Origin of the sequence: Stutzerimonas chloritidismutans (genome assembly GCF_051486945.1) — a bacterium.
Classification (GTDB): Bacteria; Pseudomonadota; Gammaproteobacteria; order Pseudomonadales; family Pseudomonadaceae; genus Stutzerimonas; species Stutzerimonas chloritidismutans_B.
This window is the reverse complement of the sequence record NZ_JAHVDX010000005.1, coordinates 16,668-39,794: the sequence shown is the minus strand read 5'-3', so window position 1 is coordinate 39,794 and position 23,127 is coordinate 16,668. Positions and strand designations below refer to the sequence as shown.

The 23,127-nt window shown below is 63.3% G+C and carries 17 protein-coding genes and 1 pseudogene; 7 read left to right on the top strand and 11 right to left on the bottom strand.

Features of this window, described 5'->3' with window-relative positions; genetic code table 11:
• Window positions 1–2: 2 nt before the first annotated feature.
• The gene (gene tsaE / locus KXR72_RS18425) at window positions 3–473 is read right to left on the bottom strand and encodes a tRNA (adenosine(37)-N6)-threonylcarbamoyltransferase complex ATPase subunit type 1 TsaE (RefSeq protein ID WP_437422554.1); all 471 of its coding nucleotides are present in this window, start codon (window positions 471–473) and stop codon (window positions 3–5) included.
• Window positions 461–1,960 carry an NAD(P)H-hydrate dehydratase gene (locus tag KXR72_RS18420; RefSeq protein ID WP_437422553.1) on the bottom strand — a complete coding sequence of 500 codons (1,500 nt, stop codon included), beginning with the start codon at window positions 1,958–1,960 and terminating at the stop codon, window positions 461–463. The genes tsaE and KXR72_RS18420 overlap by 13 nt, the downstream gene beginning before the upstream one ends.
• Window positions 1,961–2,075: 115 nt before the next feature.
• Between KXR72_RS18420 and queG the strand changes: the two genes are divergently transcribed.
• Window positions 2,076–3,149, top strand: a complete 1,074-nt coding sequence (gene queG / locus KXR72_RS18415) for a tRNA epoxyqueuosine(34) reductase QueG (protein WP_437422552.1) — start codon at window positions 2,076–2,078, stop codon at window positions 3,147–3,149.
• A gap of 20 nt (window positions 3,150–3,169) precedes the next feature.
• On the opposite strand, the gene KXR72_RS18410 is transcribed toward queG, so the two are convergent.
• The 3 genes from KXR72_RS18410 to mpl all read right to left on the bottom strand — a co-directional run bounded on the left by KXR72_RS18410 (window position 3,170) and on the right by mpl (window position 5,745).
• Complete coding sequence (locus KXR72_RS18410) at window positions 3,170–3,469, bottom strand: YceK/YidQ family lipoprotein (RefSeq protein WP_437422551.1); 300 nt, start codon at window positions 3,467–3,469, stop codon at window positions 3,170–3,172.
• Between the two features lie 43 nt (window positions 3,470–3,512).
• Entirely contained in the window at window positions 3,513–4,142 is a 630-nt protein-coding gene (gene ubiX / locus KXR72_RS18405; RefSeq protein WP_437422550.1) for a flavin prenyltransferase UbiX, read from the bottom strand.
• Between the two features lie 253 nt (window positions 4,143–4,395).
• Window positions 4,396–5,745 carry a UDP-N-acetylmuramate:L-alanyl-gamma-D-glutamyl-meso-diaminopimelate ligase gene (mpl, locus tag KXR72_RS18400; RefSeq protein ID WP_437422549.1) on the bottom strand — a complete coding sequence of 450 codons (1,350 nt, stop codon included), beginning with the start codon at window positions 5,743–5,745 and terminating at the stop codon, window positions 4,396–4,398.
• A 189-nt stretch (window positions 5,746–5,934) separates the two neighbouring features.
• On the opposite strand from mpl, the gene exaC reads away from it, so the two are divergent.
• From exaC to ppa, 6 genes are all read left to right on the top strand, one after another.
• A complete protein-coding gene (gene exaC / locus KXR72_RS18395) occupies window positions 5,935–7,455 on the top strand; it encodes an acetaldehyde dehydrogenase ExaC (protein WP_437422548.1) in 1,521 nt (506 codons plus the stop codon).
• A gap of 176 nt (window positions 7,456–7,631) precedes the next feature.
• On the top strand, window positions 7,632–9,080 hold the full coding sequence (gene eat, locus KXR72_RS18390) for an ethanolamine permease (RefSeq protein WP_437422547.1): 1,449 nt from the start codon (window positions 7,632–7,634) through the stop codon (window positions 9,078–9,080).
• An 11-nt stretch (window positions 9,081–9,091) separates the two neighbouring features.
• Window positions 9,092–10,483, top strand: coding sequence for an ethanolamine ammonia-lyase subunit EutB (locus KXR72_RS18385; protein WP_437422546.1), 1,392 nt, complete (start codon window positions 9,092–9,094; stop codon window positions 10,481–10,483).
• A gap of 126 nt (window positions 10,484–10,609) precedes the next feature.
• Entirely contained in the window at window positions 10,610–11,416 is an 807-nt protein-coding gene (gene eutC / locus KXR72_RS18380) for an ethanolamine ammonia-lyase subunit EutC (RefSeq protein WP_437422545.1), read from the top strand.
• A gap of 72 nt (window positions 11,417–11,488) precedes the next feature.
• Complete coding sequence (locus KXR72_RS18375) at window positions 11,489–12,301, top strand: zinc-dependent peptidase (protein ID WP_437422544.1); 813 nt, start codon at window positions 11,489–11,491, stop codon at window positions 12,299–12,301.
• A 139-nt stretch (window positions 12,302–12,440) separates the two neighbouring features.
• A complete protein-coding gene (gene ppa, locus KXR72_RS18370) occupies window positions 12,441–12,968 on the top strand; it encodes an inorganic diphosphatase (protein WP_003290517.1) in 528 nt (175 codons plus the stop codon).
• A gap of 128 nt (window positions 12,969–13,096) precedes the next feature.
• Here the strand turns inward: ppa and yghX are convergent, their stop codons facing one another.
• From yghX to KXR72_RS18340, 6 genes and pseudogenes are all read right to left on the bottom strand, one after another.
• Window positions 13,097–13,987, bottom strand: coding sequence for a YghX family hydrolase (yghX, locus tag KXR72_RS18365; RefSeq protein WP_437422543.1), 891 nt, complete (start codon window positions 13,985–13,987; stop codon window positions 13,097–13,099).
• Window positions 13,988–14,158: 171 nt separating this feature from the next.
• A pseudogene (locus tag KXR72_RS18360) lies at window positions 14,159–15,520 on the bottom strand (heavy metal sensor histidine kinase); the annotation flags it as partial.
• The gene (locus KXR72_RS18355; RefSeq protein ID WP_437422542.1) at window positions 15,510–16,187 is read right to left on the bottom strand and encodes a heavy metal response regulator transcription factor; all 678 of its coding nucleotides are present in this window, start codon (window positions 16,185–16,187) and stop codon (window positions 15,510–15,512) included. The gene KXR72_RS18355 and the pseudogene KXR72_RS18360, both read right to left, overlap by 11 nt.
• Before the next feature lie 7 nt (window positions 16,188–16,194).
• Window positions 16,195–19,290, bottom strand: coding sequence for a multidrug efflux RND transporter permease subunit (locus KXR72_RS18350; RefSeq protein ID WP_437422541.1), 3,096 nt, complete (start codon window positions 19,288–19,290; stop codon window positions 16,195–16,197).
• Window positions 19,287–20,447 (bottom strand): efflux RND transporter periplasmic adaptor subunit, encoded by a 1,161-nt coding sequence (locus tag KXR72_RS18345; protein WP_437422540.1) that lies wholly within the window; start codon window positions 20,445–20,447, stop codon window positions 19,287–19,289. The genes KXR72_RS18350 and KXR72_RS18345 overlap by 4 nt, the downstream gene beginning before the upstream one ends.
• A 182-nt stretch (window positions 20,448–20,629) precedes the next feature.
• Window positions 20,630–22,882: a FepA family TonB-dependent siderophore receptor gene (locus KXR72_RS18340; RefSeq protein ID WP_437422539.1), complete on the bottom strand. Its 2,253-nt coding sequence runs from the start codon at window positions 22,880–22,882 to the stop codon at window positions 20,630–20,632.
• Window positions 22,883–23,127 lie beyond the last annotated feature (245 nt).

The following is a 23,127-nucleotide window of genomic DNA, read 5'->3' as shown; positions in this document are numbered from 1 at the left end:
GTTCATTGATTGCCGTCGGTCAGGATGGAACACCAGCCGTCGCCCCGCGCGCCCCGCGGCGTCAGGCTCAGCGCACGCCCGGTCCCTTGCGGCGTAATGGTAATGTCCAGGTCGGCCTTTGGCAAAATGCCTGCTCCACGCTCCGGCCATTCCACCAGACATAGCGCGTCACCCTCGAAATAATCGCGGATCCCGAGAAACTCCAGCTCTTCCGGATCGGCCAGACGATAAAGATCGAAGTGGAACACGCGTACGCCAGCCAACTCGTACGGTTCGACCAAGGTAAAGGTCGGGCTCTTGACGTTGCCCTGGTGGCCTAAACCCTGGATCAACCCGCGCGACAGCGTCGTCTTGCCTGCACCCAGATCACCGTGCAGGTAGATAACGCCGCGCCCTGCCGTCGCGCTCGCGATACGAGCGCCCAGCGCCAGCATCGCCGCTTCGTCGGCGGCGTAGAGGGTCAAGTTCTGCATGGCGAATGCTCCTCGAGCAACTGGCGGATGGTGTCTATCAGGTCAGCCGCTGCCAGCCCGCGTCCTGTACGTCCCTGACGCTCACCTGCCGATGCGTGCAGCCAGACGGCCAGACAACCCGCCTCGAAAGGCGCGAGCCCCTGTGCCATCAGCGCCGCCGCGACACCCGCCAGGACATCCCCAAGCCCGGCGCTTGCCATGGCCGGGTGGCCTCGATCACAGAGCGCGAGGCGGCCGTCACGGGCAGCAACCAGCGTGCCGGCACCCTTGAGGACGACCGCACAACGGTAGCGCTCGGCCAATGCACGCGCCGCGCCGGGCCGATCGGCCTCGACCTCGGCGACACTGCTGCCGAGCAAGCGCGCGGCCTCGCCGGGGTGCGGGGTCAACAGGCAATCCGCAGGCGCGTCGACCACACCGTTAGCCAGCAGGTTCAGCGCATCGGCATCCCAGACCTGTGGCTTCCCGCAGTCTGGCGCCAGCGACAGCAGGCTGCGTCCCCAAGGCGCCTGGCCAAGTCCCGGCCCAACGACCAGTACGTCGGCACGCTGCGTGAGCGCCGTCAGCGCATAGGTCGACTCGACTCCGCTGCACATGATCTCAGGACGACGTACCAGGGCGGCCGTAACATGTTCAGGCCGGGTCGCCAGGCTGACCATCCCAGCGCCGCAACGCAGCGCGGCCTCTGCACTGAGCAGCGCCGCCCCGCCCGTTCCGAGATCACCGCCAATTACCAGAACCTGCCCATAGCGACCTTTGTGCGCCGTTGCGGGCCGTGCCGCGAGCCTCGGAAGGCTATCTGGGCAGAGTCGGCGCGCGGCCGGCTCGCACGTTTGTACCAACGCGACATCGGCTTGCAGGTCGTCGAACACCAGCTCACCCACAAGATCAGGCGCCTGCCCGGTAAACAGCCCGAGCTTGAGACCGATGAAGGTCACCGTCAGGTCGGCGCGCACGGCGTGGCCTAGCGCCCTACCGGTGTCGGCACACAGCCCGGACGGCATGTCCACGGCCAGGACCGGCAAACCGCTGGCGTTAATGCTGGAAATGGCGCCGGCATAGGGTTCGCGCACGTCACCGGATAAGCCTGTTCCCAGCAGAGCGTCGACAATGATGCCCTCTACCAGTGCATCTGGCCGCCAAGGCTGGACGAGCACGCCAGCCTTGAGTGCGTCCTGCCAGGCGGTGGCGGCATCGCCTTGAAGCTGCTGCGGATCACCGACGGCGAATACGGTGACACGACGGCCGGCACGTTGCGCAAGGAGTGCGATGAGGTAACCGTCACCGGCATTGTTGCCACGGCCGGCCAGCACGCTGATTGGCCGTTCCTCTGGCCAACGCCGGCGCAAGACGCGCCAGGCAGCATGCGCGGCGCGTTGCATTAGTTCGTAACCGGAGGTGCCGGCAGCGATCAGGCGAGCGTCGAGGTCACGTACCTGAGCGGCACGGTAAAGAGCATTAGGCAAAGCAGCGGCGGTCTGGGACATGAATCACCCGGGGGAATATCTGGCAGAATTATACGCATCCACCCGGCAGCCCGCCCCTGGCGTGACACGATCGCGCCAGCCCACCGCATCATCGCCTCTCGCCAAGTCTTGCCTCATGACCAGCACCTCCCTCGACCCTACCGTTCTCGCCGATACCATCAAGGCCTGGGGTCGCGAACTCGGCTTCCAACAGGTCGGCATAACCGGCGTCGAGCTCGGTGAGCATGAAGCCCATCTCGACCGCTGGTTGGCAGCGGGCTACCACGGTGAGATGGACTATATGGCTGCGCACGGCAGCAAACGTTCCCACCCCGACGAGCTGGTCCCGGGCACCCTGCGCGTCATCTCGCTGCGCATGGATTACCTGCCTGGCGATACGCGGATGGCCGAGCAGTTGGCAAGGCCAGAGCAGGCCTATGTGTCGCGCTATGCGTTGGGGCGGGATTACCACAAGCTGATTCGAAAACGCCTGCAGCAGTTGGCCGAGCGTATCCAACAGGTCATCGGCCCGTTTGGCTATCGCGCCTTCGTCGACAGCGCACCGGTACTGGAAAAGGCAGTGGCGCAGCAGGCCGGGCTCGGCTGGATCGGCAAGAACACACTCGTGCTGAACCGCAAGGCAGGTAGCTGGTTCTTTCTCGGCGAGCTCTTCGTCGACTTCGAACTGCCGGTCGACGAGCCCACCGCACGCGACCATTGCGGCAGCTGCCATGCCTGCCTGGACATCTGCCCGACCGAAGCCTTTATCGGAGAGCGCGTTCTGGATGCGCGACGCTGCATTTCCTACCTGACCATCGAGCTGAAGGGCCCAATCCCAGAGGAGCTCCGCTCGAAGATCGGAAACCGCGTCTTCGGCTGCGATGACTGCCAGATCGTCTGCCCCTGGAACCGGTTCGCGCGCCCCACCGAGCAGAGCGATTTCCAGCCCCGCCACAGCCTGGACAACGCCGAGCTGGCTACGCTGTTTCGCTGGAGCGAGGACGAGTTCCTCAGCCGCACCGAAGGCTCGCCACTGCGGCGTACCGGGTATCTGAACTGGCTGCGCAACCTGGCCGTCGGCCTAGGTAACGCGCCTTCCAGCATCCCCGTGCTTGAAGCACTGCGGGCCCGCCGCGACGATCCGTCTGAACTAGTACGCGAGCACGTCGAGTGGGCATTGGCGCAACATGCGGCTCGCGAGCCGAGCTGAACGAGCCCCGCGGACTGACGCTACAAACCGCCCTGAACATTCAGGCCCAGCCCGAGCACCGTGGCGAGCGAGAGCGGCAGCAAGAGCGTATCGAGCAAGGCGCTGGCCGGAAGATCGAGCGCCGCATACCGGGGCGCCTCGGCACCGAATCGGTCCCGTGGGCAACAACCGCCGTTGAGGCTGTACCAGTCCAGCCGAGTACCGGAGTAGATGATGGGCGCGCCGGGTTTGGCGGCGTCGAGGGTACGCACCGTGGCGCACCCGGACAGCAGCAGAACAAAGAGCAGCGCTGAGCAAAGCCGTATGACGGGTCGTTTCATAAAGCGTCCACCCTTGCAGTCATAGGGCTTGCTCTCGCCACCCTCAATCATCCGTGACGATATGGTGCTCACCCCAACGCGGCAGCATGTCCTGCGGGATGTTGAGCAGGTTGAGGATACGCGCGACGACGAAGTCGACCAGGTCATCGATGGTCTGCGGCTGATGATAGAAGCCGGGCGACGCCGGCAGGATGATCACGCCGAGGTTGGACAGCTTGAGCATGTTCTCCAGATGGATGCTCGAATACGGCGCTTCACGTGGCACCAGGATCAGTTGACGGCGCTCTTTCAAGGCGACGTCCGCGGCACGCTCGATCAGGTTGTTGCAGGCCCCGGTGGCGATGGCCGACAGGGTGCCGGTCGAACATGGCACCACCACCATCGCTGTCGGCGCGCCGGAGCCGGACGCGGGCGGCGCCATCCAGTCTTCCTTGGCGAACACGCGGATCTGCCCCGCCGCCGCGCCGGTGTATTCGGACAGGAACGCCTGCATGGCCTGCGGCTTGGCCGGCAGCACCACGTCGGTCTCGGTGGACATCACCAGCTGTGCTGCCTTGGAGATCAGAAAGTGCACCTCGCGGTCTTCCTGTATCAGGCAGTCGAGCAGGCGCAGGCCATATTGGGCGCCAGAAGCGCCGGTCATGGCCAGGGTGATGCGTTCCGGTCCGCTCATGAATTTGCTCCCAAAGCTGCTGCGCTTGCTTATGCCGCGTTGAAACCTTACTCGAAATGCTCACTTGCACCAGCAAGCTCCGCCTTCTCGCAAGGTTTCGCCTTGCCCAAGCTTCGCTCGCGACGCGTTGGAAGCAAATTCGCCCTATCCCAATCTCGTAGGGTGGAAAACCGCGAAGCGTTTTCCACCGTTACATGGTGTTGGCGCTTCGGCCGTAACCTTACGCATGGAAAAGCCTTCGGCGTTTTCCACCCTACGCCAGTGCGGCGGCCAATTGGCCGTGCAACCCACCGAAACCGCCATTGCTCATCACCACCACCTGCGTGCCCGGCACGGCATCGGCTTTCACTTTGGCAATGATCGCCTCCAGCGAATCGCAGACCGTGGTCGGCACCGGCGAGCCGGCGACGGTCGCGGCGAGATCCCAGCCAAGGTTGGCCGGTGCGTACCAGATCGCCTGATCGGCCAGCGCCACCGACTCGGCCAGGCCCTCGCGGTGCGCGCCGAGCTTCATCGAGTTCGAACGCGGCTCGACCACCGCGATGATCGGCGTATCGCCGACGCGCTTGCGCAGGCCGTCGAGGGTGGTGGCGATGGCGGTCGGGTGATGGGCGAAGTCGTCATAGATGGTTACGCCATTGACCTCGGCGACCTTCTCCATGCGCCGCTTGACGCTACGGAACTCGCTCAGCGCCTCGGCGCCCTGCTTCGGCAGCACGCCGACATGCCGTGCCGCCGCCAGCGTCGCCAGTGCATTGTTGACGTTGTGCCGGCCGGTCAGCTCCCACTCCACCACGCCCTGCACCTCGCCGTCGAAGATCACTTCGAAGCGCGAGCCGTCGGCGCTGAGCAGCTTCGCCTGCCACTGGCCACCCTCGCCGGTGGTCTGCACCGGCGTCCAGCAGCCCATGCCGATGACGCGCTTGAGCGCCGTTTCCGACTCGGGATGGATGATCAGCCCCTCGCCTGGCACGGTGCGCACCAAGTGATGGAACTGCCGCTCGATGGCGGCTAGATCCGGGAAGATATCCGCGTGATCGAACTCCAGATTATTCAGGATCGCGGTGCGCGGGCGGTAGTGGACGAATTTGCTGCGCTTGTCGAAGAAGGCGCTGTCGTACTCGTCGGCCTCCACCACGAAGAACGGCGTACCGCCCAGGCGCGCGGAAATGCCGAAGTTCTGCGGCACGCCACCGATGAGGAATCCCGGGCTCATGCCGGCATGTTCCAGCACCCAGGCCAGCATGCTGCTGGTGGTGGTCTTGCCATGGGTGCCGGCCGCCGCCAGTACCCAGCGACCCTGCAGCACGTGATCGGCCAGCCATTGCGGGCCGGAGACATAGGGCAGCCCCTTGTTCAGCACGTATTCCACTGCCGGGTTGCCACGCGACATGGCATTGCCCACGACCACCAGATCGGGTGCCGGCTCCAGATGCGCCGGCTCGTAGCCCTGCATCAGCTCGATACCCTGAGCCTCGAGCTGGGTGCTCATCGGCGGATAGACGTTGGCATCTGAGCCGGTGACGCGATGGCCGAGTTCCTTGGCCAACACCGCGAGCGAACCCATGAAGGTGCCGCAGATGCCGAGAATATGGATATGCATTGATGACCTCTGAAAGACGCCGCGCCAGACGGCATGGCCGCACATTCGACGCTGGAAAACTGCGGCGCAGATTAGCACAGGGTCCGCTGCGGGGCGGTCGCACCGCACGTCGCCTCGCCTGCCGACGAACGGAGCCTGTTCTACGCTGAAAGACAGCAGTCATCACAATTACAAGACCGGAGACTCATCATGCGTTACGCCCATCCCGGCAGCGAAGGCGCTGTCGTTTCCTTCAAATCCCGCTACGGCAACTACATCAACGGCCAGTTCGTCGAGCCGGCCGGCGGTCAGTACTTCACCAACCTTTCCCCGGTCAACGGTCAGCCCATCGCCGAGTTTCCGCGCTCCGACGCCGCCGACATCGAGAAGGCCCTGGACGCCGCCCATGCCGCCGCCGATGCCTGGGGCAAAACCAGCGTGCAGGCGCGTTCGCTGATCCTGTTGCAGATCGCCGACCGCATCGAGCAGAACCTGGAGATGCTCGCCATCACCGAGACCTGGGACAACGGCAAGGCCGTGCGCGAGACGCTGAACGCCGACATTCCGCTCGCCGCCGACCACTTCCGCTACTTCGCCGGTTGCATCCGCGCCCAGGAAGGCACCAGCGCGGAAATCGACGAGCACACCGCGGCTTACCACTTCCACGAGCCGCTGGGCGTGGTCGGGCAGATCATCCCGTGGAATTTCCCGATCCTGATGGCCGCCTGGAAGCTCGCCCCGGCACTGGCTGCCGGCAACTGCGTGGTATTGAAGCCCGCCGAGCAGACCCCGCTGGGCATCAACGTGCTGCTCGAATGCATTGGCGACCTGCTGCCGCCGGGCGTGCTCAACGTGGTGCACGGCTACGGACGCGAGGCCGGCGAAGCGCTGGCTTCCAGCAAGCGCATCGCCAAGATCGCCTTCACCGGCTCCACCCCGGTGGGCTCGCACATCATGAAGCGCGCCGCCGAAAGCATTATCCCGAGCACCGTCGAGCTGGGCGGCAAGAGCCCGAACATCTACTTCGAAGACATCATGCAGGCCGAGCCGGCCTTCATCGAGAAGGCTGCCGAAGGGCTGGTACTGGGCTTCTTCAACCAGGGCGAAGTGTGCACCTGCCCGTCACGAGCGCTGGTGCAGGAGTCGATCTACGCGCCCTTCATGGAAGCGGTGATGAAGAAGGTCGCTCAGATCAAGCGCGGCGATCCGCTGGATACCGACACCATGGTCGGCGCCCAGGCCAGCCAGCAGCAGTTCGACAAGATCATGTCCTACCTGGAAATCGCCAAGGGCGAAGGCGCGGAGGTGCTCACCGGCGGCGCAGCGGAGAAACTCGAAGGCTCGCTTGCCACCGGCTATTACATCCAGCCAACCCTGCTCAAGGGCACCAACAGGATGCGCGTGTTCCAGGAGGAGATCTTCGGCCCGGTGATCGGCGTCACCACCTTCAAGGACGAGGCCGAGGCGCTCGCCATCGCCAACGACACCGAGTACGGCCTCGGCGCCGGCGTCTGGACCCGCGACATCAACCGCGCCTACCGCATGGGCCGGGCGATCAAGGCCGGTCGTGTCTGGACCAATTGCTACCACCTCTACCCGGCGCACGCGGCGTTCGGTGGATACAAGAAGTCGGGCGTCGGTCGCGAGACGCACAAGATGATCCTCGACAGCTATCAGCAGACCAAGAACCTGCTGGTGAGCTACGACATCAATCCGCTGGGCTTCTTCTAGCGAGGTAAACCACGCGCGCCGAAAGGGTGCCCGCCCGCGCCAACTGGCGTCGGGCTGGTGCGCCCCGGGGCCGTCTTTGCACCCCTGAATGCCCCCCACGCCCCGCAATGAAGTCGAAGGCACAGCGCTTGCTTTAAAGACCCTGCCGTACCCGAACCCATCAGAGGATGATTCCCATGGCTCTCGAACACAGCAGTGCGACACCCCCAACCCACGCCATCGATTTCGAAGCAGTTGGCAGTACCTATTTCCAGGAACGCGAACTGAAGAAAGGCGCCGCCGGCTGGGTGCTGCTGGTCGGCCTCGGCGTCGCCTATGTGATCTCCGGCGACTATGCCGGCTGGAACTTCGGCCTCGCCCAGGGCGGTTGGGGTGGGCTGTTCATCGCCACACTGCTGATGGCGACCATGTACCTGTGCATGTGTTTCTCGCTGGCCGAGCTGTCCTCGATGGTCCCGACCGCGGGCGGCGGCTACGGTTTTGCCCGCACCGCCTTCGGCCCATTGGGCGGCTTTCTCACCGGCACGGCGATCCTCATCGAATACGCCATCGCGCCAGCGGCGATCGCCGTGTTCATCGGCGCCTATTGCGAGTCGCTGTTCGGCATCGGCGGCTGGATGATCTATCTGGCCTTCTACATCGTCTTCATCGGCATCCATATCTTCGGCGTCGGCGAGGCGCTGAAGCTGATGTTCATCATCACCGCCGTCGCCGCCCTGGCCCTGGCGGTGTTCATCGTCGCCATGGTGCCGCACTTCTCGGTCGACAAGTTGCTCGATATCGCGCCGACCACCGCTGCCGGCGCCAGCAACTTCCTGCCCTACGGCTATGTCGGCATCTGGGCGGCGATCCCCTACGCGATCTGGTTCTTCCTTGCTGTAGAAGGCGTGCCGCTGGCCGCCGAGGAAACCAAGAACCCGCAGCGCGACATGCCCCGCGGGCTGATCGGCGCCATGCTGATTCTGGTCGCCTTCGCCGGGCTGATCCTCCTGGTCGGCCCAGGCGGCGCCGGCTCCAGCACCCTGGTGGCATCCGGCAACCCGCTGGTGGAAGCGCTGACCACGGCCTACGGTTCGTCCACCTGGATGAGCGGCTTCGTCAACCTGGTCGGCCTGGCCGGGCTGATTGCCAGCTTCTTCTCGATCATCTTCGCCTACTCGCGGCAGATCTTTGCCCTGTCGCGGGCCGGCTACCTGCCGCGCAACCTCTCGCTGACCAACAAGAACAAGGCGCCGGTGCTGGCCCTGGTAATCCCCGGTGTGATCGGCTTCCTGCTGTCGCTGACCGGCCAGGGCGACCTGCTGATCCTCGTCGCGGTGTTCGGCGCGACCATTTCCTACGTGTTGATGATGGCCTCGCACATCGTGCTGCGCCTGCGCCGGCCGGATCTGCATCGCCCGTACAGGACACCCGGTGGCATCGTCACCTCGGGCGTGGCGCTGGTACTGGCCTGCATCGCGGTCATCGCAGGCTTCCTGGTCGACCCGCGGGTGGTGATCGGCGCCGCGATCATCTACGGGATCTTCATCGCCTATTTCGCGATCTACAGTCGGCACCACCTGGTGGCCGGTACGCCGGAAGAAGAGTTCGCGGCGATCGAGCAGGCCGAGGCGACACTCAAGTAGGGAGAGCAGCCATGACGTACTCGCACAGCGTGGGCGGCACCACCTGGCGCTTCGACGATCTGCGCGAGGTGATGGCCAAGGCCAGCCCGGCGCGCTCCGGCGACCTGCTCGCCGGGGTCGCGGCGGGCAGCGACGCCGAGCGAGTGGCGGCGCAGATGTGCCTGGCCGATGTGCCGCTCAGGCGTTTTCTCGAAGAAGCACTGATCCCCTACGAAAGCGATGAAGTCACCCGGCTGATCATCGACAGCCATGACGCCGCCGCCTTCGCGCCGATCAGCCACCTGACCGTGGGCGATTTCCGCAACTGGCTGCTCGGCGAGGAGGCGGACGAGTCGTCGCTGAAAGCCCTCGCACCGGGGCTGACGCCGGAAATGGTCGCCGCGGTGTCGAAGATCATGCGCGTGCAGGACCTGATCCTGGTCGCGCAGAAGGTCCGCGTCGTCACCCGCTTTCGCAACAGCATCGGCCTGGCCGGACGCATGTCCACCCGGCTGCAGCCGAACCATCCCACCGACGACGGCGCCGGCATCGCCGCGAGCATTCTCGACGGCCTGCTCTACGGCAACGGCGACGCGGTGATCGGCATCAACCCGGCCACCGACAGCACCGCCGGCATCTGCGAGCTGCTGAAGATGCTCGACGCCGTGATCAGCCGCTACGAGATCCCGACCCAGGGTTGCATCCTCACCCATGTCACCACCTCCATCGAGGCGATCAACCGCGGCGCGCCGCTGGACCTGGTGTTCCAGTCCATCGCCGGCACCGAGGCGGCCAACGCCAGCTTCGGCATCAGCCTGGCAACGCTGCAGGAAGGTTACGAGGCCGGCCTGTCGCAGAAGCGCGGCACACTCGGCGACAACCTCATGTATTTCGAGACCGGCCAGGGAAGCGCGCTTTCGGCCAACGCCCATCACGGCGTCGATCAGCAAACCTGCGAAGCGCGCGCCTATGCCGTGGCCCGTAAATTCAAACCCCTACTGGTGAACACCGTGGTCGGCTTCATCGGCCCGGAGTACCTCTACAACGGCAAGCAGATCATGCGCGCAGGGTTGGAAGATCACTTCTGCGGCAAGCTGCTTGGCGTGCCCATGGGTTGCGACATCTGCTACACCAACCACGCCGAAGCCGATCAGGACGACATGGACATGCTGCTGACGCTGCTGGGCACTGCCGGCATCAACTTCATCATGGGCATTCCAGGCTCGGACGACGTGATGCTCAACTACCAGACCACCTCCTTTCACGATGCCCTCTATCTGCGTCAGAGCATGGGCCTGCGCCCCGCGCCGGAATTCGAGGCGTGGCTGGCGAAGATGGAAATCCTGCACCAGGACGGCGGACGATTGCAGCTGGGCGAGCAACTCCCGCCCGCCTTTCGCCGGGCATTGGAGCGCATGGCATGACGCCTTTGAGCCCTGGCGTCCCCCTGCACCTACAGGTGCTGCACGGCCTGTGTCTCGTAGGAGCCAGCTTGCTGGCGATCAAAAAGCTGTGAGCGCGAACTGAGTTCGCCTACCTCGGAGGCGCCCATGCCTGACAAGCCCACCACCATCACCAACCCCTGGAATCACCTGCGCCAGCTCACCCCCGCGCGCATTGCCCTGGGTCGCGCCGGCGCCAGCCTGCCCACCGAGGCCCAGCTGGATTTCCAATTCGCCCATGCCCAGGCCCGCGACGCCGTGCACCTCTCGCTCGATACCCATGACCTGGCTTCGCAACTAGAGCAGCGCGGTTATCGCTGCCTGCAGCTGCACAGCGCCGCCCCGGATCGCCACACTTATCTTCAACGCCCCGACCTGGGCCGCCAGTTGGATGAAGAATCGGCCCAACGGCTGAGTGACCACGCGCAGCAACATCAGGCGGGCTATGACCTGGCTATCGTGATCGCCGATGGCCTTTCCGCGTTGGCGGTGCAGCGCCACGCCCTGCCGCTGCTCCAACGTATCGAAGAGCAGATCGAAAAGGATGGCTGGAGCCTGGCGCCGATCAGCCTGGTGCAGCAGGGCCGCGTCGCGCTCGGCGACGAGGTGGGTGAGCGTCTCAAGGCGAAAATGGTGGTCATGCTCGTTGGTGAACGCCCCGGTCTGAGTTCTCCGGACAGCCTCGGCCTGTACTTCACCTACGACCCGAAAGTCGGCCGCACCGATGCCGACCGCAACTGCATCTCCAACATCCGCCTGGAAGGCCTGAGCTACAACCTCGCCGCGCACCGCCTGATCCACTTGATGCGTGAGGCCTGCCGCCGGAAGCTCTCTGGCGTGAGCCTCAAGGACGAAGCGGAAATGCTCAGCCTCGATGGTGGTTCGCTAAAAACCGGTAACTTCTTGCTTGGTTAAACCGATGCCCGAGCTTGCCGGCCATGATCACGCCCCTTTAAGGTTGACGCCCTCCCGGCTGGAAGCTCCTCCATGTGGTCGTTCCGCGACTGGCGCCGCAAGCGCATCCTCGCCCGTCTCGCCATCGAACCTGAGCTCTGGCAAAGCGTGCTGGACAGCCTGCCGATGCTCGACGGGCTGAGCACGGACGAGACCGAACGCCTGCGCGAGCGCAGCCTTCTGTTCCTGCATGCCAAGCGCCTTACTGCATTGCCCGGCGTAGAGCTGGATTTAGCCGATCGCCTGCGCCTCGCCGCCCAGGCGCAGCTGCCGTTACTTCATCTGCCCGCGCTGGATTGGTATCAGGGCTTTCACGAAATCGTTATCTACCCCGACGACTTTCTCAGCCCGCAAAAGCATCGCGACGCCGCCGGCATCGAGCATGAGTGGGACGCCGAACACAGCGGCGAGGCCTGGCTGCAAGGGCCGGTCATCATGGCCCTGCCCGGTATCCGGGAGAGCGGCGGCTGGGAGGGCTACAACCTGGTCATCCACGAGCTGGCGCACAAGCTCGACATGCTCAACGGTGACGCCAACGGCCTGCCGCCGCTGCATCGCGACATGCGTATCGACCGCTGGGCCAGCGTCATGCAGGCTGCGTACGACACGCTCAACGCACAGTTGGATGCCGACCCAGACGCCGAGACGCCGATCGACCCCTACGCCGCCGAAAATCCTGCCGAGTTCTTCGCGGTGACCAGCGAATACTTTTTCAGCGCACCGGATGTGTTGCAGCCGGCTCTCCCCCAGGTCTATGAACAGCTGGCGGCCTTCTACCGTCAGGACCCGCTGGCGCGCCTACGCCACTTGCAGGAAAGCGACCCGCAGTATGCGGAACCTCACTAACCCAGGACCGTCGAATGCGCGCGTTGCGGCAGCCGGCAATGGCCACGTCCCCGGCATGGCAAAGCGCCCGACAGTGCGCCTATAATCGCGCCCACTTTTTTCGCCCCAGGCCGCCTCGGCCGACCACGGAGCAATGTTCATGAGCTACAGCAAAGTCCCGGCCGGCAAAGACCTGCCAAACGACATCTACGTCGCCATCGAAATCCCGGCCAACCACGCGCCGATCAAGTACGAAATCGATCACGACACCGATTGCCTGTTCGTCGACCGCTTCATGGCTACCCCGATGTTCTACCCGGCCAACTACGGTTTCATTCCGCACACCCTGGCCGATGACGGCGACCCGCTCGACGTACTGGTCGTGACGCCCTATCCGGTTGCGCCGGGTTCGGTCATCCGCTGCCGCCCGGTCGGCGTGCTGAACATGACCGACGAAGCCGGCGGTGACGCCAAGCTGATCGCCGTCCCACACGACAAGCTGACCCAGCTGTACAAGGACGTGAAGGAATACACCGACCTGCCGCCGCTGCTGATCGAGCAGATCAAGCACTTCTTCGAGAACTACAAGGATCTCGAGAAGGGCAAGTGGGTCAAGGTCGAAGGCTGGGAAGGCGCTGACGCCGCCCGCGCCGCCATCATCAAAGCTGCCGAGGCTTATCAGAAGTAAGCCGAGGCACTGAAGAAAAGCCGGCCACAAGCCGGCTTTTTAGTATCTGGTCGTTATGTAGCTGTCCGACCTCGAGCGCCTCCCTTGGCCTGGTGATCGATCCTAGAAGCGCCCATCCAGCGCAACGGTCACGTCAGATACCGGTTGAACCAGGCGATCGTGCGGTCCCATGCCAGCTTTGCGGCCTCTTCGTCATAGCGAGGTGTCGAATCGTTGTGAAACCCGTGGTTGGCGTCCGGGTAGATGTACGCCTCGTATGTTTTTCCTGCAGCCTTCAGCGCGCGTTCGTATTCAGGCCAGCCTTCGTTGATCCGGGTATCGAGCTCACCGAAGTGAAGCAGCAATGGCGCCTGGATTTTCGCGACATCCTTCGCGTCGGCGTGGCGGCCATAGAACGGGACCGCAGCCGCCAGTTCGGGGAAGGCCACCGCGGCCGCATTGGCTACGCCGCCGCCGTAGCAGAAGCCGGTAATACCCACCTTTCCGGTCGTCATCTCGTGGCTCATCAACCATTCAATAGCGGCGAAAAAATCGTTCATGAGTTTTTCGGGATCGACGGTCTGCTGCAGCTCGCGGCCCTTGTCGTCGTTGCCCGGGTAGCCACCCACTGAACTCAGGCCGTCCGGCGCGAGCGCAATGAAGCCCGCTTTCGCGACCCGGCGGGCAACGTCCTCGATGTAGGGATTCAGCCCACGGTTTTCATGCGCCACGACCACTGCAGGCAACTTGCCCTCGGCCTTGGCCGGGCGAACCAGGTAGCCGCGTACGCTGCCGTGCCCATTCGGCGAAGGATAGGTGATGTATTCGGGGACGATGTCCGGATCGGTGAAATCCACCTGATGGGCCAATGCGTAATTGGGACTCAACGCCGACAGGATGCCGGTCGCTGACAGCCCACAAACGGCCGTGAACGCGCCTGCTCGCTCGAGGAAGTCGCGCCGGCTGATCTTGCCGTGGGCGTAGTAGTCGTACAGTTCAAGCAACTGCGGTGAGAAATCTTTTGCGGTCAGACGTGCCATCTCTGCTCTCCTCTCTTGGGTCAAATAGATTCCGTACAACATTCCTGGCGGCGTAGCGCAGAGGTCTTCCACGAAACGCGACTAGCGATGCTGCGGGGCCAGCGACGTGCGGATATCAACACCAGTCGGCTGGGCGCTTGGGTGAACAGGGAAAGGCTCGTCAGTCACCCGCACCGGCAGCTTCAAACCAAAGGTATTGAAGCCATCGACACTGCGGACGTAGACGTCACCGCCATGCATGAGCGCAATGGCCTTGACGATCGCCAAGCCCAGCCCATGGTTCGCGCCGCTATTGCTTCGCGATGGGTCAATCCTGAAAAACCGTTCGAACAGACGGGGCAGATGCTCTTCAGCGATCGGCTCCCCAGGGTTGCCAATACCGATGTCGACCCACTCGTTCTGCTGCGTGATGACGATCTGTACGGTCTGCCCCGCCGGGGTGTGCTGAACCGCATTGTTGATCAGGTTGATCAGGGCGCGGCGCATGTGGGATTTGTCGATCTGCACCAGAGCGTCGCCGGTGACCTCGACCTTGACCGCAGCCTCATCAAGGATGAAATCCAGATAATCAAGGGTGGTCGCGACCTCGTCGGCCAGCGAGACGGTCACCAGGGCCGTTGCCTTGCTGCCCTGGTCGGCACACGCCAGAAACAGCATGTCGATGATGATCGAGCGTAGCCGCTCAAGCTCCTCGAGGTTCGATTGCAGAACCTCGAAATAGTCCTCGGCCGAGCGACCTCTGGTCAGGGCCACCTGGGTCTGCCCAATGAGGTTGGTCAGAGGTGAACGCAGTTCGTGAGCCACATCGGCGTTGAAGGATTCGAGCCGTTCGTAGGCCTTTTCAACCCGCTCGAGTGTGGCGTTGAACGCCGTGGCGAACTGCTTCAGCTCTGGCGGCAGTGCGGAAAGCTGCAGCCGGCCGGAAAGCCGTGGCGGCGTCAGCTTCAACGCTTCCTCGGACAACCTGATCAAAGGCTTGAGGCCGATGCGCGCGACCCAATAGCCCAGCGTTGCTGCCAGCAGGATACCGGCGATGGCCAACCCGACGAGCACGACCAGCAGATGCCGCTGCGTTTGCCAGAAGGCTTCGGTATCGATGCCGATGAGAAACCTGACCGCCGGCCGCTCGTCTTTCGCGGGCAATTCGTGCAGCAACACCTTGGTCGGGTAGCGTTCGCCTTCGAGCGTCAGGTCGTGAATGCCTTGAGCGCCCCTGGCAAAACGCCGGAGCTGGTTACTCGGTTCGCCGAACTCGAAGCTCGGGTCCTCACTGACCACCCAGAATCGGATGCGGCTGTCCTCTTCGCTCAGTAGCGTGAGCTTGTCGCGCATCTTCACCCAATGCTCGGGCGTTCCGAACCGATTCAGCGGCGCCTCGAGTACGCTATAGCGCGCTTCGAGTTCGGCCTCGGGAAGCAGACCCAGTCCTTTGTCCACCTGGTGATAGAGCGTCCAGCCGATCAGCAGGAAGATCACTGCCGCCACCAGCGTGAACAACCCGCTCAGCCGCAGCGCGATTGAATCAGTAGGCACGGCGGTCTTCCAGCACATAGCCCATGCCCCGGATCGTGTGCAGCAGCTTGTGTTCGAACGGGCCGTCGAGTTTGGCGCGCAGCCGCTTGATGGCGACCTCCACCACGTTCGCATCGCTGTCGAAATTGATGTCCCAGACCATCTCGGCAATGGCGGTCTTGGAGAGGATCTGGCCATGCTGTCGCGCCAGCACGCTGAGCAGCGAAAACTCCTTCGCGGTGAGATCGAGCCGTGTGTCGGCGCGGGTCGCCTTGCGGCTGATCAGATCAACCCAGAGGTCAGCGACGGTGATCTGCACCGGCTCATGCCCGCCGCCCCTGCGCGTCAACGCCTGCAGCCGTGCCACCAACTCAAGGAAAGAGAAGGGCTTTCCCAGGTAGTCGTCAGCCCCTTCTCGCAGCCCACGGACCCGATCTTCCACGCGCTCGCGAGCGCTCAGCATGATCACCGGCGTCTGCTTGCGGGCTCGCAGGCTGCGCAGTACGGCGAACCCGTCCAACCCCGGCAGCATCACATCGAGAATGATCACGGCGAACTCGTGCTCGAGTGCCAGGTGCAGCCCTTCGATGCCATCTCCCGAGCGGTCGACCGCGTAACCCTGTTCGGTCAGCCCCCGATGCAGGTAGTCGGCCGTCTTCACCTCGTCTTCGATTACCAGAACGCGCATGGCCGCCTCAGTGCTCGGTTGCAGGTTCGTAGGCCGGAGCGCGGCGATGCAAGACACGCTCCAGCAGCAAGTATATGACCGGTGTGGTGAACAGGGTCAGCGCCTGGCTAACCAGCAACCCACCCACCACGGCAATCCCCAGAGGCTGGCGCAGCTCGGCGCCAGGCCCGGATCCGATGATCAGTGGCACTGCGCCAAGCATGGCTGCGATGGTCGTCATCATGATCGGGCGAAAGCGCGTGATGCACGCCTCGTAGATGGCATCCTGCGGCGACAGGCCTCGGCTGCGCTGAGCCTCCAGCGCGAAATCGATCATCAGGATGCCGTTCTTCTTGACGATGCCGATCAGTAGCACCAGCCCGATCAGCGCCATGATGGAGAAGTCCTGGCCGAACAGCCAGAGCATCACCAGAGCCCCCAGCCCGGCCGATGGCAGCGTGGAGATAATGGTCAAGGGATGAACCAGGCTTTCATACAAGACGCCAAGGATGATGTAGACCGCGACCAGGGCCGCAAGAATCAGCCAGGGCTGGCTGGCAAGCGAACTTTGAAAAGCCTGCGCGGCACCCTGGTAGCTTCCAGAGATTTCGGCAGGCATGCCAATTTCGGCTCTGGCCCGCTCGAGCGCCGTAACCGCATCTCCTAGCGCAACCCCAGGGGCAAGGTTGAACGACAGATTGGCTGCCGGCGACATGCCGTCATGCGCGATAGACAAGGGACCACTGATGGGCGCGCCCACGCGGGCCACTGCCGATAGCGGCACCATTTCGCCAGTGAGCGGCGAACGCAGATAGAAGTAATCGAGGCTTCGAGACGTTCCTCGCTGCTGCTCGCCGAGCTCCAGAATGATGTTGTACTGATTCGTTTCGGTCTGGTATTCGCTGATCTGGCGTTGCCCGAAGGCATCGTAAAGTGCGTTATCGATATCACGGGTGGTCAACCCGAAGCGACCAGCGGCTGCGCGATCGATCGTGATCGGCGTGGTACTGCCGCCCAGTTGCAGATCGTTGGAAATGTCCCTGAACGCCTGATTCTGGCGCAGGTGCTCGGTCAACCGCTCGGTCCAGGCGTTCAGCATGGGGCCGTCGTTGCCTTTGAGGACGTACTGATATTGGCTGCGACTGGCACCCGCGCTGAGGTTGATGTCCTGCCCGGCGCGCAGATAGAGGACGATGCCTGGCACGGCTCCGAGTTTGGCACGAACACGATCAATAAAAGCGCTGGCTGACACGTCACGTTGGTCACGGTCTTTCAGGGAAATCCAGAAGCGCCCGTTGGCGACGGTCTGGTTGCTGCCAGTCGCCCCAACCGCATGGGAAAACGCCCTGACGGCAGGGTCGTCCGACAGGATGCGGGCAAGTTCCAGGTGCTTTTCCACCATGTCCTGATAGGAAACGTCTGCAGCGGCTTCGGTGGTTCCGAGCACGAAGCCGGTGTCCTGCACCGGAAAGAACCCCTTGGGGATGTACACATAGCCGGCGACGGCCAGTGCGAGCGTCAGGCTGAACAGCGCGAGCATGGCGCGCTGATGGGCCAGCGCCCCACGCAGCCCTTTGGCGTAATGGCCGAGCAGGCGTTCGCTTATGCCCGGCTGCTCAACCACGTCATGCCGCGGAGGACGCATGAACAAGGCCGCCAGCGTAGGCGCGAGGGTCAGCGACACCACGACCGAGACCAGAATCGTCGAGGTGGCCGTCAACGCGAATTCCTTGAACAAGCGCCCTACCACGCCCCCCATGAACAGGAGCGGGATGAACGCGGCAACCAGCGAAACACTGATCGAAATGACGGTGAACCCGATCTCGCTGGCACCTTTTATCGCGGCGTCGCGGCTGCTTTCCCCCGCCTCGAGATGACGGTGGATGTTTTCCACCACGACGATCGCATCATCCACGACAAAACCTACCGCGATCACGATCGCGACCAGCGTCAGGTTGTTGAGACTGAAGCCAAACAGGTACATGAGTGAAAACGATGCCACCAGCGACACGCCGAGAACGCTCGAGACGATCAGGGTGGCGGACCACTGTCGCAGGAATAGCGCCATCACCCCAACGACCAGCACAACGGCGATCATCAAGGTGATTTCAACCTCGTGCAGGGAGGCGCGGATGGTACCGGTACGGTCGTTGAGCACTGCCACGTCCACCGACGCCGGCAATAGCGACCGAAGCTGCGGCAATGCGGCCTGAATACGGTCGACCGTATCGACGATATTGGCGCCAGGCTGGCGCCTGATAACCAGGTTCAGACTCGGTTCCAGTCCAGCCCAGGCCTGGGCGTAATCGTTTTCCGAGCCGGCCACCACCCGCGCGACGTCGGCGAGGTGGACCGGCGCCCCATCCACGTACGAGACAATGAGCCGTCCGTATTCTTCGGCCTGGAACAGCTGGTCATTGGTTGAGATCGTCGAGATGCTTGACTCGCCATAAAGCGCACCCTTGGCGAGGTTGAGGTTGGTGTTCTGGATCGCCTGGCGCACATCGGCGAGCGTCAGGCCCACCGCCGCGAGCTTGTCCGCCGACGCCTGCACACGAATGGCCGGACGTCGCTGACCGGTGATGTTGATCAGCCCCACGCCTTCGATCTGGCTGATCTGTCGAGCAAGCACGGTTTCGACCAAGTCGCTGAGCTCGGTAGCGGGCATCAGCGTGGAACGAACCGTCAGCACCAACACCGGACTGTCCGCTGGGTTGACCTTGCGCCAGGTCGGGAGACTGGGCATGTCCTGCGGCAATTTGCCGGCGGCACTGCTGATGGCGGCCTGCACTTCCTGCGCCGCAGTGTCGATGCTCTTATCGAGGCTGAACTGCAGCACCAGGGTGGTCGAGCCCAGCGCGCTGCTGGAGGTCATCTGGCTGAGGCCGGAAATCGAGCTGAACTGCACCTCCAGCGGCGTGGCGACCGCCGACGCCATGGTCTCCGGGCTGGCACCGGGTAGCTGTGCGGTGACCTCGATCGTGGGAAATTCCGCTTCGGGAAGCGGCGCGACTGCCAGCCGTGGATAAGCGATCACCCCCAGCAGCAACAACGCGAACGTCAGCAGCAACGATGCAACCGGATGATTGACGCACCAGGTGGAAACCGAGCCGCGACCGTTCATGGTTGCGCCTGCGTAACCATCGCCGGATCGGCGTGTTGGCCTTCAAGCACCTCGACTTCCACACCCGGTTTCAGTCTCGACTGCCCATCGCTGACCAGTCTGTCGCCAGCGCTGACGCCCTCGACGATAAACAGCCGTTCGCTCTGATGCTTGACGGTAACCGGCTGCAGTTCGGCAACGTTGCCGTCGAGGCGGTACACGAAGTGACCTTCCAGCCCACGCGATACGGCACGAGGCGGGACGGTCAGCGCCGCCGGGAACTGCCCGGTCCGCACCCTGACGTTCACCAGCTGGCCTGGCCAGAGCGCGTGATCATCGTTGGCAAATTCGGCTTTGACTCGCAGCGTGCCGGTGCTGGCGGAAACCTGATTGTCTATCAGGCGCAGACGCCCCTCAGCGAGGAGTACATCATCGCTCCCCTCGCCAGTGAGGTAGGCAGAAACCGGCGCCGCCTCTGGGACCTCCAGCAAGCGCTGCAAGGTGGGCAACATGACCTGCGGCAGCGAAAATTCAACCGAGATAGGGGCGATCTGCGTGACCGAGAACAGGCCATCGGCATCGCTGGCACGCAGAAAGTTACCCTCGTCCACGCTGCGAATGCCCACCCTGCCGGTCACTGGCGAAAGTATGCGGGTATGCGACAGCTGGACTTCGGCGGCGACAATGGCGGCCTTGTTCCCAGCGAGCGTGGCCCTGAGCTGATTCACCAGGGCCTCTTGCTGATCGAACGTCTGGCGAGACACGCCCTTTTCGGCGACCAGTTCACGGTAGCGCTTGAGATCGATTTCCGCGCCGGTCAGCTGAGCCTGGCTCTGGTCGAGCTGCGCCTTGGCCTGTTGCAGGCTGGCACGAGCGGACCGGTCATCGATGGTGGCCAGCAGATCGCCTGCCTTCACCCACTGCCCTTCGTCCACATGGAGCCTAGTCAGCACCCCGTCGATCTGCGTGCGGATCACCACGCTTTGCATGGAGGCGACACGACCGATGCCGATCGCGAAGTCCTCTACGTCCTTGCGTTCAACCGTTACCACTCGAACCGGCACTGCCCGCGGCTTTGCGGGCGTGGCGGTCTCGGGCTCGGCCAAAAGCCAACGTCCCGCGGCCCCTGTTAGCACCAGCGCGCCCAAAATCCATATCGCCTTGCTTCGGTTATGCATCAGTCATACACCGGGAATGGCCGAAGAATGTCCAGCCGCTCTTATAACCCGCTACGCCGGTCAGTAGGGTGACCGCAACCTGACAGGACCGTCAGCAAGCAGCGCGGTGGCCAAAAAAAAAATCCGCCGGACCAGAGCCCGGCGGAGTAAGGGTCAACCAATAAGTCAACCAAAGGAGCGGATCAGAACGAAGTCGTGATCGAGGCGTAGAAGGATCGACCTGGCTCGTTGTAGGTGCTCGCGCCGGCGGTGGTCCCTGCGCCTTCGCGATAGATACGCTTGTCGAACAGGTTGTTGATACCGGCGCCCAGCGTCAGGTTTTTGCTCACCTCGTAAGTCCCGCCCAGACTCCAGATGTGGTAGGGATCGAGCGTCTGAAGCTGGTTTTCGGCAGTCACTTCAGTGTCGGTGGTCGGGTTGTAAACCCGCGGTTCCTGCTTGCCATAGAAGGTGGCGGTCAGGCTGAGCGCGAGCTGTTGGGTCGCCTGCCAGTCGAGCATGCTGTTGATGGTGTACTCGGGCACGACCGACAAGGGGTTTCCGTCACTGTCCGTGTTGTCCTGCATGTAGGTGAAGTTGGTGTTCCAGCTCAACAGGTCACCTTCTACCCCCAGCAGCGGAACCCCAATGCTGCCCTCCCAGCCCTTGACCACCGCATCCTTGGCGTTATCCCACTGCAGAATGCCCGCGTACTGCGTCGGGTTGGATGGGTTGGTGACGGTTCCGAGCAGCACGTTCGACGAGACGATCTTGCTGTCGTAGTCGTTGCGGAAGTACGTCACCCCCGCGTGCCAGCCGCCGCTCGCGAAGTTGATGCCGATTTCCTTGTTGATACTGATCTCGGGGTCGAGGTTTTCGTTACCCAGGATGTAGCAGCCGCCGCTGGAGGTCGTGCCCTCGGCACAACCATTGCCGTTGCTGCGATACAGGTAGTTGGGGTTGGACTGATAAAGGTTCGGTGCCTTGAACGCACGCGCGACACCACCCTTGATGGAGATGCTGTCGGTCAGCTGGTAGGCACTGTTCAGGCTCGGGCTCCAATTGAAGCCGAATTGGTCATGGTGGTCGAGACGCAAGCCTGGCGTGAGGATCCAGCCCGGCGTCAGCTCGATGTTGTCCTCGACGAACAACGCCATCATGGTCGCGTCCATCTCGCTGGAGCGAGCATCAGCGGCGGAGTTAGACAGCTCATACCAGCTTCCCGTACCGATATCTCGGGCGAAGGTCGACGGGTCGTCGAGCTCCTGGCGATTCCATTCCGCGCCGACCGTAAGCGTCTGGTAGCGCAGGGCTTGTAGCGGAATATCCAACTGCCCCTGGACCAGATAGCTCTGATAGATGCTGGTCTGCTTGTCGGAACCGGCACTGATGTCACCATCGACACTCCCGGTCTGGCCTTCGAGCAGACGGCGGTTGTCGGTACGCTCGTATTGCGCGGTCAGGCGAGAAGTGCCGAACCCCCAGTTGCCGTGATGGCTGACCGAGTAGTTCTGGCGGTACATGGTGTTGGTCTCGCGACCCAGCCAGGGGCTGATGTTGCTAGTTGGGTCCAGGGATTCGGTACCGCCCGTGCCGACGTCACCGGCGTAGATGTTGCCCTGTCGGCTATAGCCGGCCTCGAAGTCCAGCGTTTGTTGGTCGTCGAGGGCCCAGCTCAGCAAGCCGTTGATGTCCTTGTTACGAACCCCTTCCCGACCGGCCGCCAGGGACGCGCCGGACGCCGTGTCGGTGTGGGCCAGGTTGATGTCGGCGTCGTCCGCGTCGGTCTTGTTGAGGTTGCCATACACGCGGAAGGTAAGTGCATCGGTCAACGGACCGGCGAGGCTGAAGTTGGTGCGCTTGGTCACGCCTTCCGCGTCGTCTTCGGGAATGTTGGTGTAAGCGGTGATCGATCCGGTGAGCTTGTCGGTCGGGCGCTTGGTGATGATGTTCACCACCCCGCCCATGGAGCCGGAGCCGTAGCGGGCTGCCGCCGGGCCGCGCAGCACTTCGATGCGCTCGATCTGTTCGGCCGGTACCCAGTTGCTGTCACCGCGCGTGTCCCGCTCACCGGCACGGGTGTAACGGACCGAGTTGCGGGACGTGACCGGCTTGCCGTCGATGAGAATCAGGGTGTTTTCCGGGCCCATGCCACGTAGGTCGATCTGGCGGTTGTTTCCACGCGAGCCAGTGGTACCGTTGCCGGTCAGGTTGACACCGGGCATCTTGCGTACCAGATCGGAGATGTCATTCACCGGCGGACGCTTCTTCAAGTCCTCCTCGGTGATTATCGAGACCCCGGGGGCCTGCTTGAGCTCTTGCTCGGCCGTGCCCATTACCCAGATATCCTGAAGTTCGACCACGGGGTCCGCAGTCGCCTCCTGCGCCGATGAAAACGGCGAAACGGCAATGATGATGGCAAAGGTAAGGGCGCTGATTCTGAAGTCCGGTCGCATTTGGGTCTCCTTGTTTGGGGCCGGCATGGCGGCGTCCAGACGCTGCGGACGGAGCGGCAACGTTCGGTATGCCCTGCACGGAAGCGCCACGAATGGTATTTATTCGTATTTGTGAGTAAATATTATTTACAAAATATACATTTCCAGACGCACGAGCCATTCGATTCGTCTGCAGGCATTCGTTTGATTGAAGCGAGCGGAGCGACCGCACTTGCACGCCCCTTGTGCAAGGTAGGTTTTGGCAG